At 44.0% G+C, this 12,772-nt stretch carries 14 protein-coding genes; 7 read left to right on the plus strand and 7 right to left on the minus strand.

Features of this window, described 5'->3' with window-relative positions:
• Positions 1-44: 44 nt before the first annotated feature.
• The 3 genes from DMO16_RS11670 (at position 45) to DMO16_RS11680 (ending at position 2,800) form a co-directional block, all read left to right on the plus strand.
• A complete protein-coding gene (locus DMO16_RS11670; RefSeq protein WP_061967182.1) occupies positions 45-1,145 on the plus strand; it encodes an ABC transporter ATP-binding protein in 1,101 nt (366 codons plus the stop codon).
• 241 nt (positions 1,146-1,386) lie between these two features.
• Complete coding sequence (locus DMO16_RS11675) at positions 1,387-2,154, plus strand: transporter substrate-binding domain-containing protein (RefSeq protein ID WP_061967179.1); 768 nt, start codon at positions 1,387-1,389, stop codon at positions 2,152-2,154.
• Positions 2,147-2,800 (plus strand): amino acid ABC transporter permease, encoded by a 654-nt coding sequence (locus DMO16_RS11680; protein WP_205728262.1) that lies wholly within the window; start codon positions 2,147-2,149, stop codon positions 2,798-2,800. The genes DMO16_RS11675 and DMO16_RS11680 overlap by 8 nt, the downstream gene beginning before the upstream one ends.
• 31 nt (positions 2,801-2,831) lie before the next feature.
• On the opposite strand, the gene DMO16_RS11685 is transcribed toward DMO16_RS11680, so the two are convergent.
• Together DMO16_RS11685 and DMO16_RS11690 are read right to left on the minus strand one after the other, a co-directional pair.
• Positions 2,832-3,080 (minus strand): hypothetical protein, encoded by a 249-nt coding sequence (locus DMO16_RS11685; RefSeq protein WP_061967175.1) that lies wholly within the window; start codon positions 3,078-3,080, stop codon positions 2,832-2,834.
• A 75-nt stretch (positions 3,081-3,155) separates the two neighbouring features.
• Positions 3,156-3,359 (minus strand): alpha/beta-type small acid-soluble spore protein, encoded by a 204-nt coding sequence (locus DMO16_RS11690; RefSeq protein ID WP_061971370.1) that lies wholly within the window; start codon positions 3,357-3,359, stop codon positions 3,156-3,158.
• A 263-nt stretch (positions 3,360-3,622) separates the two neighbouring features.
• Here DMO16_RS11690 and DMO16_RS11695 point away from each other — a divergent pair, with 263 nt between their 5' ends.
• From DMO16_RS11695 to DMO16_RS24290, 4 genes are all read left to right on the plus strand, one after another.
• The gene (locus DMO16_RS11695; protein ID WP_164988909.1) at positions 3,623-4,864 is read left to right on the plus strand and encodes a DUF2157 domain-containing protein; all 1,242 of its coding nucleotides are present in this window, start codon (positions 3,623-3,625) and stop codon (positions 4,862-4,864) included.
• Positions 4,851-5,354: a GDYXXLXY domain-containing protein gene (locus DMO16_RS11700; protein WP_129477590.1), complete on the plus strand. Its 504-nt coding sequence runs from the start codon at positions 4,851-4,853 to the stop codon at positions 5,352-5,354. The genes DMO16_RS11695 and DMO16_RS11700 overlap by 14 nt, the downstream gene beginning before the upstream one ends.
• A gap of 92 nt (positions 5,355-5,446) precedes the next feature.
• Positions 5,447-5,782, plus strand: a complete 336-nt coding sequence (locus DMO16_RS11705) for a hypothetical protein (protein WP_129477592.1) — start codon at positions 5,447-5,449, stop codon at positions 5,780-5,782.
• A gap of 124 nt (positions 5,783-5,906) precedes the next feature.
• Entirely contained in the window at positions 5,907-6,068 is a 162-nt protein-coding gene (locus tag DMO16_RS24290) for a hypothetical protein (RefSeq protein ID WP_156412538.1), read from the plus strand.
• Positions 6,069-6,106: 38 nt separating this feature from the next.
• Here the strand turns inward: DMO16_RS24290 and DMO16_RS11710 are convergent, their stop codons facing one another.
• The 5 genes from DMO16_RS11710 to ribE all read right to left on the minus strand — a co-directional run bounded on the left by DMO16_RS11710 (position 6,107) and on the right by ribE (position 12,705).
• Positions 6,107-8,128 carry an ABC transporter ATP-binding protein gene (locus DMO16_RS11710; protein WP_129477594.1) on the minus strand — a complete coding sequence of 674 codons (2,022 nt, stop codon included), beginning with the start codon at positions 8,126-8,128 and terminating at the stop codon, positions 6,107-6,109.
• Positions 8,129-8,132: 4 nt separating this feature from the next.
• Positions 8,133-9,887, minus strand: a complete 1,755-nt coding sequence (locus tag DMO16_RS11715) for an ABC transporter ATP-binding protein (RefSeq protein WP_129477596.1) — start codon at positions 9,885-9,887, stop codon at positions 8,133-8,135.
• 468 nt (positions 9,888-10,355) lie between these two features.
• On the minus strand, positions 10,356-10,826 hold the full coding sequence (gene ribH / locus DMO16_RS11720; RefSeq protein WP_129477599.1) for a 6,7-dimethyl-8-ribityllumazine synthase: 471 nt from the start codon (positions 10,824-10,826) through the stop codon (positions 10,356-10,358).
• 19 nt (positions 10,827-10,845) lie between these two features.
• Positions 10,846-12,039, minus strand: coding sequence for a bifunctional 3,4-dihydroxy-2-butanone-4-phosphate synthase/GTP cyclohydrolase II (locus tag DMO16_RS11725; RefSeq protein ID WP_061967158.1), 1,194 nt, complete (start codon positions 12,037-12,039; stop codon positions 10,846-10,848).
• Positions 12,040-12,057: 18 nt separating this feature from the next.
• A complete protein-coding gene (gene ribE, locus DMO16_RS11730) occupies positions 12,058-12,705 on the minus strand; it encodes a riboflavin synthase (protein ID WP_061967155.1) in 648 nt (215 codons plus the stop codon).
• Positions 12,706-12,772: the final 67 nt, after the last annotated feature.

The following is a 12,772-nucleotide window of genomic DNA, read 5'->3' on the forward strand; positions in this document are numbered from 1 at the left end:
AATCAGCAAAGGTCGTTCTTTTGCAAAACCAAGGAGGAAATACAATGGCAGGAATTAAACTACAAAAAATCGTAAAACGCTACGACAATAAAGTAACGGCAGTACATGACTTTAACCTTGATATTAAGGACAAAGAATTTATTGTATTTGTTGGCCCATCCGGCTGTGGTAAATCCACAACCCTTCGTATGATTGCCGGCCTTGAAGATATTTCAGAAGGAGAACTTGTCATTGGAGACCGCGTGGTAAACGATGTCGCACCAAAAGACCGTGACATTGCCATGGTTTTCCAAAACTATGCCCTTTACCCGCATATGAATGTATATGACAACATGGCGTTCGGCCTAAAGCTCCGTAAATTCAGCAAAGAAGAAATTGAAAAACGCGTAAAAGAAGCGGCCCGAATCCTCGGCCTTGAACAATACCTTGATCGTAAACCTAAAGCACTTTCCGGCGGTCAGCGCCAAAGGGTGGCGCTTGGACGTGCAATTGTTCGTGATGCACAGGTTTTCTTGATGGATGAACCTTTATCCAACCTTGATGCCAAACTTCGTGTACAGATGCGCGCTGAGATCACCAAGCTTCACCAGCGCCTGCAAACAACAACCATCTATGTAACGCATGACCAGACTGAGGCCATGACGATGGCTACAAGAATCGTTGTTATGAAGGACGGACACATCCAACAGGTTGGTTCACCTAAGGAAGTATACGATACACCTGAAAACATGTTTGTCGGCGGATTTATCGGAAGCCCGGCCATGAACTTTATCAGCGGAAAAGTAGAAGACGGATATTTTGTAATCAACAATGATATCCGCGTGGCGATTCCAGGAGGAAAAATGAAAACCCTTCGTGACCATGGCTACCTTAATAAGGAAGTAACACTTGGCATTCGTCCGGAAGATCTTCATGATGAGCCAGTATTCATTGAGTCTTCTGCCAACACCAAAATTAACGCCCGCATCGACGTAGCGGAGCTTATGGGAGCGGAAACTTTCCTATACTCCACAATTGCCGGCCAGGACTTCATCGCCCGTGTGGACTCCCGTACGGATGTACGAAACGGCCAGAATATTGACCTTGCTCTTGATATGAACAAAGCTCATTTCTTTGACAACGACTCAGAACAACGCATCCACTAAGTTAAAAAACAGCAAGGACATCGGAATCTCCATCAGGAAGAAGGCTTGCCTTCTCCTTGATGGAGATTTTTTATTTTTTTTTGTCAAATCATGTGAAAAACAAGGTTGATTAGGGAATAATGTTTTATCATTGACAATTCCTTCATTTACTGATTAAATGACTAAGGAATTCTGATGAGTTTTATCGGATTTAACCTTAAAAAATCATCCATTTATGGATATATTATGGAGGTACACACACATGAAAAAACTATGGGCGATCCTCATGGTTTCCGTCATGCTTGCAGGAATTTTGTCCGCTTGCGGCAATAATGACGGCGACAACGGATCAAAGAAAAAAGAACTGACGATCGGAACGGAAGCTACATACCCTCCCTTCTCCTATCGTGACAAGAAAACAAACGAAGTAACCGGCTATGATGTGGAGGTAGCAAAAGAAGTTGCGAAGCGCCTTGATATGAAGCCGAAAATCGTACCGACAGAATGGAAGAACATGTTCACTTCACTTGGGAGCCGTTTTGATATGGTAGCCAACCAGGTAACGATTACACCTGAACGTGAGAAACAATATGCCTTCTCCACTCCTTACACCGTTTCTGGCGGGAAAGTTATTGTAAATAAAAGTAACAAAGACATTAAAAGCATAAAAGATCTTAAAGGCAAGGTGGTCGGAACCACTCAAGGAAGCAACTATGCCATGGAAGCTGAAAAGGCCGGCGCAAAGGTTAAATATTACAAAGGCATTGCACAAGTACTGTCCGATCTTGACGTTAACCGTGTGGATGCGGCTTTGAATGATGAACTGTTCATTTTAACAGAACTGAAAAACACAAAATATAATGTAAAAGCAGTGGGCAAACCATTCAATGAGAATAAAATGGCCTTTGCCTTCAAGAAAGATAATAAAGACTTAGCGAAAAAAGTGGATAAGGCTCTTGCTGACATGAAGAAGGACGGCACGCTTTCCAAGCTTTCCAAAAAGTACTTCGGAGCAGACGTAAGTGAGTAGTTCTCTCCAGTACATGGTGGACTCCCTCCCGTTTTTACTGGAGGGAGCCAAAATCACCGTTCTCCTTAGTCTGGGGTCCATTATCGGCTCATTAATTTTTGGGCTGGTCATCGCATTATGCAGAATGTCGAGCAACAGCGTCCTTTCCCGCATTGCAAGAATCTATATTTCCTTTTTCAGGGGAACTCCCCTTCTTATTCAATTATTGATTTGGTATAACGGATTTACGTTTGCGATCACTCCTGAAGGATGGCAGGCAGCACTTGTCGGATTAATCCTTCATTTCAGTGCTTATATTGCGGAGTCCTACCGCGGAGCGATTCAATCCATACCTAACGGCCAGTGGGAGGCATCCTATTCACTTGGCATGAACTACTATCAGACGTTCCGTGAGGTTATCCTGCCTCAGGCATGGCGCATTGCCATCCCGTCCATCTGGAACTCACTGATTGACGTTGCCAAGTCTTCATCACTAGCATCTGTCATTACTGTACCTGAACTTACTTCTATTGCCGATCAGCGCAGTGCATCCAGCTTGATTGTTCTGCCGATTCTTTTGGAAGCCGCACTTATATATTGGGGATTATCCACCCTGCTTGAATGGAGCCGTGAACGTCTCGAACGGCGACTTCGTATTATTAAATAAATCACCAGCTCAAAACGGGCTGGTGATTTTTTTATGTCCACTCAGATATAAAAACAACCATTTCCTGCCGGCATATTTTGCAATAATAAACATGTGGGCACTGGGACTCCTTAAAATCTGCCGGATATCCATTTTCGAGCTTCAGACCATCGGAATCCACATATGGACTGTAGTCATCAAAATAATCGCTCAGCTTTCCCTGGTCCTCGCCCGCATTGCCGCAGTCCGGGCAATGGAAAACGACCGTATGTAATTGATTGCAGACCGGACACATGCTCATAAACATTCCTCTTTCCAAATGCAGTTAATTAAAAAGGGGCGGATCGCTCCACCCCTTACAGCCATGATTATAGAGTTATCGAGCTGAACCGCTGATTTGTTGTTGAGCCATTGCTACAAGACGTTTAGTGATTTCTCCACCTACAGATCCGTTAGCGCGAGCAGTTGTATCAGCACCTAGTTGAACACCAAATTCAGAAGCGATTTCGTACTTCATTTGATCAAGAGCTTGTTGAGCACCAGCAACTAATAGTTGGTTTGAGCTGTTGTTGTTTGCCATTGATATCACCTCCTTAAATCTATTGTGCTTCAATAAAATAAGGATATACGCTGCCCCATTTTCCAAATTATGTGGAGTTTTCTTTGGTTTTCCTTTCCTTGCTGCATTCTCTAAAATCAATTGGCATATCTTCTTGTGAGGTACTGAAATTTCCCTCCTACTCTGTTAAAGTGGAGAGGAAAAATCAGCCTTACATAAATCAGCAATTGCATTTACATTTTTAAAAGTATAATTTTCCCATAAAAAAGAGGCGGGGTGAAACATTGAATGATCAATGGTTAGAAAAAGAAGGAAAAAAATGGGTAGCGGAAAATATTATCAGCGAAGAGCAATACCGTCTTATAGTGGCAAAATATAAGGATAATCATTCACAGCGGGGCATCGGTCTTATACCGATCTTCGCAAGTATTCTGATCGCCCTCGGAATCTTGTCCTTTATTGCAGCCAATTGGAGCGGCATTACTCCTCCTTTCAGGCTGATATTGCTGATCGCCGTTTTATGTACCAGTTATGGGCTGGGCCATATATTTCTTCAAAAAGGTAAGGAAGCTCTGGGACATTCGTGTATTGGCCTTGGAATAGCCTCTTTTGGAGCATCTCTGATCCTGCTGGGCCAAACGTACCACTTTGTTTCATATGACGCACGCACCTTTATTATCTGGTCCGTGCCTGCCTTGATCTATCTGTACTTCCTTAATGGAAGGCTGTTATTTTTTCTTACCTTTGCCATTTTAACCGGCGGGCAAATTTACGCCCAGACTGAGTTCTCCAGCTACAGCTATGTGCTCCTGATTTTGTTCGGACTTGGATTGGGCTGGTTCGCCCTGAACGAAAAGAACCGTCTGTATACCCGCTTTTTTGCCGCCGGGTTTATTTTGCATCTTGTTTTCCTGGCAGGAACCCTTGATGAAAACTGGCTATGGCTGATCGTTATTCTTCTCGGTGTTTACAGCCTGTCAGAATGGCTCGATCAAGGCCTTGGATCTTCCCTTAAGTTTTTTGCTTCTGCAGCGGCATTTGGGATAAATCTGGTGCTGTACTTTACATTAACGAATACACCATCGGATACCTTTGATTATCCCGAGCCGCTTTGGTTTTTACTTATTTTTATTCTCTTAGCTGCTTTCCTTATTTATTCGAGAATGAAAAAAGGTACCTTGCCAGCATTACTAAAAAGCGGCATTTTATTTATTCCCTGGTTTTATCTGTCCACCTTTACCGGAAATCTGGCGGTGGGAATCCTGTATTTAATCGTTGCTTTCGTTTTTCCCGGATTGCTGCTGTCCGAAGGGTACCGGACAGAACAGCGATATCAGATCAATTGGGGCATCATTTTGTTTTTGCTCGTCACCTTTATTGCTTACATTAATTTGGCGTGGTCGTTTATGCCGAAATCCCTATTCTTCCTGATTGGCGGAATCCTTCTGTTTGCTCTGTACTTCTTTTTGCAGAAAAAGAAAAAAGATGTGTTAGAGGAAAGGGGGACCCCACATGAAAAAAAATAAATGGTGGATTGGTTTAATCATTCTTCAGGTCCTCGTTCTGCTCGGAATAGCCGGAAGTTATTATGGAGTTGATTATTTTGGCAAGGAGATCCATCTGAAAACAAAGCCTGTAGACCCATCGGATGTATTTTCCGGGGACTATGTTTCCTTGAATTACGAAATCAGTGACGCTCCCGATTCCCTTTGGAAAGGAAAGCCTATTCAAGAGCCAACACCAGTATATGTGGTTCTTGCTCCGGAAAAAGGGAAGTACCACATTGAAAAATTAACAAATCATTCTCCTGATGTTTCAGGCAGCCAGGTCTACTTAAAAGCAAAGGCTACCCCCTCAATGGTTGGGATGCTTCATTTGGAATATGGTCTGGAACGTTTTTATGTCGAAGAAAATACAGGAAAGAAGTTTGAAGAACCGGGACAGGAATACTCCGTAGCAGTAAAAGTCGCGCCATGGGGCAAAGGTGTCATTCAGAAAATCCAGACTGAAAAGTAAGACCGCTACAGTCCGCATCATTTCCAGTCATTCTCCTATCCGAATGGTTTATTCTTGTGCAATAGGGGTACATTGTTAGAGAGGTGACCCAAATGAGTGAAATGAAAATCATTGATATTAAAAATACAATAAACGAGTGGGCAGGAAATCAGATTACCATTCGAAAAGAAGAAAATGAAGATTTGGATCAAATCAACATTCAGCTGGAAAAAGCCACCTTTGAACAGCGGGATTCTGTTGATGACTACATGGCAGACAATGTCATGTTCCTTCATGGCACGGCCTACAGTACCGAGGACGGCGAAAAAACAGAGCTTCCTTCTGTTCTGTACGAAGTGCCGCTGGATGGCATTGAGGAAATCAATACAGATCAAAGCATCATAACCTTTAAAACAAGCAGAGGGCAGTATGCCATCATGAAGTCGTAAAAGAACCCGCAGAGGGTTCTTTTTTTGCTTTTTCGTCATATAAGTTGTAAAATAGTTTAAAATATTCTAACAACAGGTATTGCTTTCAAAACGGATTTTCTTCACATTAAATAGGAGGGTATGCATGCATCCTGATTGGAAAAAGAAAATCGTGATCGGCGGTATGTCCACAGCCTTGGGAGGTTCATCCGTTTCAAATGCACATGATGAAACTTCCGTCCAGAAACATGAAGTACAGATCATGGGAGCAGAAAAAGCAGCATCTGAACAAAAAACAGCACAATAGATATAATAAAAGGGGGCCCTCAATGGCTCCCTTTTGTATTATACTGCTTTACTTGTCTGCTGCCCCTGCTGTATTTGGTACATCTGATAATAACGTCCGCCCGCTTCCATCAGAGACTGATGCGTTCCCCGCTCCATAATTCTGCCGCGGTCGAGGACCAAAATCTGATCTGCATTTTTGATTGTGGACAAGCGATGGGCAATAATAAAGGTCGTTCTACCTTGCTTGAGCACTTCAAGCGCACTTTGGATAATGGCTTCTGTTTCAGTATCAATGCTGGCTGTGGCTTCATCCAAAATTAAAATGGCCGGATTAAAGGCGAGTGCTCTGGCAAAAGACAGAAGCTGGCGCTGCCCGGCAGAAAGGGTGCTCCCCTTTTCGATAACCGGTTCATCCAGACCGCCGGGAAGGTTTTGTACAAACGGCATGGCTCCTACATCCGTGAGCGCTTTTTCTACCTTTTCCCTGGTGATGGAAGGATCATCAAGACTAATGTTGGAAGCAATCGTACCGCTGAACAAGAACGGGTCCTGCAGAACAATGCCCATATGCTCACGCACAACCTGCTTGGGCATCGTCATGATATCTTTGTTATCAATCATTATCTTTCCCTGCTTAATATCATAAAAACGGAACAGCAGGTTCATGATGGAACTTTTTCCAGATCCGGTATGGCCGACAAGCGCCACGGTTTCTCCTTGCTTTGCTTCAAAGGAAATATGGTTGAGCACATTTTCTCCCTCAATGTACGCGAAGCTTACATCATTGAAGGAAACATTCCCATCATAGCGCGGCGCCTTTTTCACTTCCACATCCATTCCTGGCTCGTCGAGCAGTACAAACACGCGCTCTGCCGACACGAGTGCCTGTTCAAGCTGTGCCAACTGATTCACCATCCCGGTAATGGGCTGGAACAAGCGGTTTAAATAATCGACAAAAGCATACAGAACACCAACGGAAATCAAGGCATCCGCCTTTAAAGAAGCCCCCCCGAAATACCAGATCAGAGCTACGAACGCCAGGTTCCTAAGAACACTTACAAGATTATGGGACGTCAGGCCGTTTAAGCTTAGCAGCTTGTTCTGGTAGGAATAATACGTTTTGTTCATGTCTTCAAATTCCTTAACCGTCTCTTTTTGCCGCTTGAACGCCTGGATGATCGGCATCCCTTGAATGGACTCATTGACCATACCATTTATATCACTCAGGGTGGAACGGATAATATGGTTATACTTAGAAGCGACTTTTCTGTACAGCTTGATCCATACAAGGAGAATAGGAACCAAAACCATGGTGATCAGGGCGAGACGGGCATCCAGGATAAAGAGAGCTGTGAAGATCCCCGCCATATAGATGGTTCCAGTAAAAAAGTTCGACAGTACATTTACAAATAATTCTTTAATCGCTTCCGTATCATTCGTTACCCGTGACACTGTTTTCCCAGCAGGCTGATTGTCAAAGTACGTAATCGGCACCCGCTGTATTTGCGAGAAAACATCCTGACGCAGTTTTTTGATCACAAGGTTGGACGAGCTTTGCAGCATATAATGCTGACCATATTGAAAGATACTCGCAAACAATAGCAGAACAAAATAAAAACCGGTCAGTTTGACGAGTCCTCCAATCTCAGGTTTGTAGAAGTTGAAAAGATCCTTGTTTTTTATGAGTACTGCCGGGTATTCTCTTGTAACACCTTTATTTGAAACGGTAATTTTATGGTTGTTGTATTTCTTCTCCCCTTTAATATTGGCAGGCTGTGGAATGAAATAATAACTTCTTCCGATCTGGGTGATCCTGACTTGCCTTCCCTTGCGTTCACCCGGCAGCAGCCGGTCTTCCCTTTTATATTGCTTGCCTAGAAAAGCTACCGTGTTTTTTGAACCCGACCTGGTTTCAAACCATGGCTTTTCTATGCCCAAAATGTGTACATCTATCATCCGTTTTGCTATAAAAGGACCGGTAAGCTCTGCGGAAACCGCGAGAGCCAGCAGAAGAAGCCCAATTATAAAGCTTTTTTTATAAATCAAGGCGTATTGAAATAATCGTTTTCCAGGCTTCACGTTTTTACACCGCCCTTTCATCGAGACGTTCTTCGACCTTTTGCCGTTCATACTGTTCACTGTACCAGCCGCCTTGCTCCAGAAGCTCGGTATGTGTTCCTTCTTCGGCTATCTTCCCATCATTCATCACGATGATCCAGTCTGCGTGTTCCACCGCTGATAACCGATGGGTTGTAATCAACGTTGTTTTCCCTGCTCTCTCTCTTCTTATGTTTGTGATGATGGCTGCTTCCGTTTTTGCATCGACTGCTGAAAGGGCATCATCCAGCAGCAGGATCTCGGGGTCGATGAGTAGGGCCCTGGCAATGGAAACCCGTTGTTTTTGGCCACCTGACAAAGCGACGCCCTTTTCCCCCACCAGGGTATTGAGTCCTTGCGGCAAATACTTCACATCCTGATCAAAAGCTGCCATTTTAAGAGCATGCTGAAGCTCCTTCTCCGTCCCCTGGCTATTCCCAAACAGCACATTCTCTCGTATTGTTTTTGAAAAAAGGGTAGCTTCCTGCGGAACGTAGCCGATCCATCCCTGAATATCCTCTATGGCAAGCTGGGCCAGATCGATTTCCGAGATACTAATGGTTCCCTCTCCTAGCGGATACTCACGAAGAAGCTGCTTGAACAGCGTTGTTTTTCCACTTCCTGTTCGTCCGACAATGCCAAGCGTCTGGCCTGTTTTAACACTTACATGAATTTCTTTTAAATTATCTCTTTCTGATGACGGATATCGAAACGATACATTGTGGAATTGAATGGTTCCTGGCTGATCCAGCTTTATCGGGTGGGGATGGCTATTTACATCCGGTTCATAGGCAAGTGTTTCGTTCACCCGGTCCAAAGAGGCATTTCCACGTTGCATGACATTGATCAATTCGCCAACAGCAAACATCGGCCATATCAGCATTCCAAGGTAAACGTTAAAGGAGACAAGCTGTCCAAGAGTGATGGTGTTGTGAAAAACAAGGTATGCGCCATATCCTAATCCAATCAAATAGCTGATCCCAACCAGCACTTTAATGGTTGGCTCAAACAACGCATCCACCTTGGCAACAGCGATATTTTTTCCATAGACATCATCCGTGAGAGTTTGGAAGCGGGCCATATCTTCCTGCTCTTTTACGTAAGCACGGATTACCCTCACTCCCGAAATACTCTCCAACACCTGATCATTCATGTCTCCAAACGCATCCTGTGCCAGCAGAAACCGTTCATGAACCTTCTTTCCGTACCGATTCATGGCAATGGCCATGAGAGGCAGGGGAATTACTGCCGCGAGTGTCAGTTCCCAGCTGATAAATAACCCCATGGTAAGCAAAATGACCAGCATAAATGCACTCGAGTCCACAAGGGTGAGAATTCCGAACCCTGCGGTAACTGAAATGGCCTTCAAATCGTTGGTTGCCCGGGCCATGAGATCTCCTGTTTTATTTTTTTCATAAAACGATGGAGTCATTTTTAAAAGATGTCTCATAAATTTGGAGCGGAGGATCCGTTCCACAACAAATGCCCCGCCAAACAACTGATACATCATGAAATACGTTAAAATATAGGTAATGGTCAATAAACCGGTATACACTAAAATCGTTTGGATCAGTGTTTCTTTTGTCAAGTTGCCCAGGTTAATGGCATCAATCGCATTTCCGACGATCTTTGGGGGGATGACCTCTAGAATGCCAACCACGATTAATAAAACAACCGCTATCGAATAGCGTTTCCAGTGCTCTTTAAAAAACCATCCTAATTTGCTTAAAACAGAAAACATCGTTTCACTCCTCTCATCCTGAATCCTCTGATACAAAAGCTACCCTGAGCCCAAATGAAGCTGCCACTTTAATCTCACTACTGTTACTAATCCCATCTTTGCATCTCTCCTTTATATGAACGGTGAATAGAACCCCAAATGCAAAAAAGCATACCGCCTCAGGGAGGCGATATGCTAAAAATAGAGACACGTCACGTCACAAAGGAAAAAGCGCGGCCGTGTGTCTATAGATTATGCGTTATTACGGAATGGCCGGTCACCATATGAAATTGAAAAAGAGCCGTTGGTTAAATGCAGTAAATCAATCATAGTCTTTTTCATGACACAACCATCCTTTCAATAAATTGTAATTCCATTTGACCTCAGTAATAGTAACACTATTTCAATTAAAGTGTCAATATAAAATAGTGTATATTTTCTAACAATTCACAAAAAATAAAAAGCCCGCTAGAGGCGGACTTCCTATACTTAAAAATTTAATTGGCGATTTAAGTTGGCCATCTCAATGGCAGAAGCAGCCGCTTCCCAGCCCTTGTTACCAGCCTTCGTTCCTGCACGTTCGATGGCCTGCTCGATGGAATCAGTGGTCAAAACACCAAAAATGACCGGGATTCCTGACTGAAGTGAAGCTGCCGATACACCTTTTGCCGCTTCGTTGCAAACATAATCAAAGTGGGGAGTAGATCCGCGAATAACTGTTCCAAGCGTGATCACTGCGTCGTACTTTCCGGAATCGGCCATTTTTTTGGCGATCAAAGGAATTTCAAAAGCACCAGGAACCCACGCGACGTCCACATTCTCTTCTTCCACACCATGACGTTTCAGTGCGTCCTGTGCGCCCCCAAGCAGCTTGTTTGTAATAAATTCATTGAACCGGCCTACGACGACTCCTACTTTTAGTCCTGTTCCGATTAAGTTTCCTTCAAAAATGTTTCCCATTGTTGTGCATCCTCCTCTGTTAGAACTGCAGCAAGTGCCCCAGTTTCATCTTCTTTGTTTTTAAGTATTTTTCATTGTCTTTATTTGCCGGCATCTGAATGGGCACTCGCTCAACCACTTCAAGATCGTAACCTTTAAGACCGGTAATTTTGCGAGGATTGTTGGTTAAAAGACGCATTTTCTTTATGCCGAGTTCCTTCAGGATCTGTGCGCCGATGCCATAGTTTCGAAGGTCTGGTGCAAAGCCTAGCTTTTCATTGGCTTCTACCGTGTCCAAGCCTTCTTCCTGAAGCTTGTAGGCGCGCATCTTATTCAACAGGCCGATTCCACGTCCTTCCTGCCTCATATAGAGCAATACACCTGAACCAGCCTCTTCGATTTGCTGAAGCGCCGCATGAAGCTGCGGACCGCAATCACAGCGATGAGAGCCGAACACATCGCCGGTCAGGCATTCTGAATGCACTCTTACAAGCACCGGCTGGTCTGGATCGATCCTTCCTTTAATCAATGCCACATGCTCTTTATCGTCAATAAGGTTGGAAAAGCCAATGGCAGTAAAATCTCCGAAATCCGTCGGCAATTTAATTTCGACTTCTTTTGTAACCATTTTTTCTTTCCGGTTCCTGTATTGAATAAGGTCTTTAATGGTAATGAATTTCAGATCATGCTCGAGTGCCAATTTTTGCAGCTCCGGCACCCTTGCCATGGTTCCATCTGCATTCATAATTTCACAAATCATTCCTGCCGGTTTTGCGCCTGCTAACAGAGCCAGATCAACGGCCGCTTCCGTATGTCCTGCCCTCCTCAGCACGCCTCCTTTTTTGGCGATCAAAGGAAAGACATGGCCGGGACGCTTGAAGTCAGGTCCCTTCGCACCTTCTTCCACCATTTTTTGAATGGTAATGGCCCGTTCAGCGGCCGAGATGCCTGTTGTTGTGCTTTCATGGTCAATGCTGATCGTAAAGGCAGTCCCATGGGGATCGGTGTTATTGGTGACCATCGGTGTCAGCTCCAGCTTAGCTGCAAGATTTTCGTCAATCGGAGCGCAAATCAGTCCTCTTCCATGAGTTGCCATAAAGTTAACCGTTGAAGGTGTTACTTTTTCAGCAATGGCGACAAAGTCTCCTTCATTTTCTCTGTCTTCATCATCCACCACAATGACAGGTTTGCCGTTAATCAAATCCTCAATCGCTTCTTCTATACTGTGAAACATCAATCATCCCTCCTCGCTTTAAAACCCATGCTCTGCTAAGTATTCCAGTGTTATGGCTGATTTTTGTTTTTCTTCTTTTTTGCCTGTGATAAATTTTTCAACATACTTTCCAAGCATGTCGCATTCCACATTGACCGAATCCCCCTTGGCTTTATCACCTAATACAGTATGGGAAACGGTATGAGGGATCAATGAGACCGTAAACGTATCATCCGTCAAACCAAAAATGGTCAGACTTGTTCCATCCACCGCCACTGATCCTTTCAGCAACAGGTAGTTCAACAGTCTTTTTGGCACTTTTATATCATAATAGATAGCATTCTTCTCGGGACGTTTTTGAACAATTTCGCCGGTACCATCGATATGGCCGCTGACAAAATGTCCTCCAAACCGCCCTCCGGATGACATGGCCCGTTCCAGATTTACTTTGGAGCCAAAGGATAGAAGTTTCAGCCCTGTGCTGCGATAGGTTTCGGGCATAATATCAACGGTAAAACTTTTCTCGGAAAAGGTGGTCACCGTTAAACAAACGCCATTGACGGAGATGCTGTCCCCAAGCTGGACATCTTTAAGAATTTTTGAAGCGGAAATGGTTAATACAATGGTTTCGTTGCCTTTTTTAATTCCTTCGATTGTACCTAATTCTTCAACAATTCCAGTAAACATCGATTCACCTCCTGCTGTGCTGTTCTTTTATTCAAGGAATGAAAAAACCCCCGAAAGTCATTAAGCT

The sequence above is a fragment of the Fictibacillus sp. S7 genome, assembly GCF_004127935.1.
GTDB lineage: Bacteria > Bacillota > Bacilli > Bacillales > Fictibacillaceae > Fictibacillus_C > Fictibacillus_C enclensis.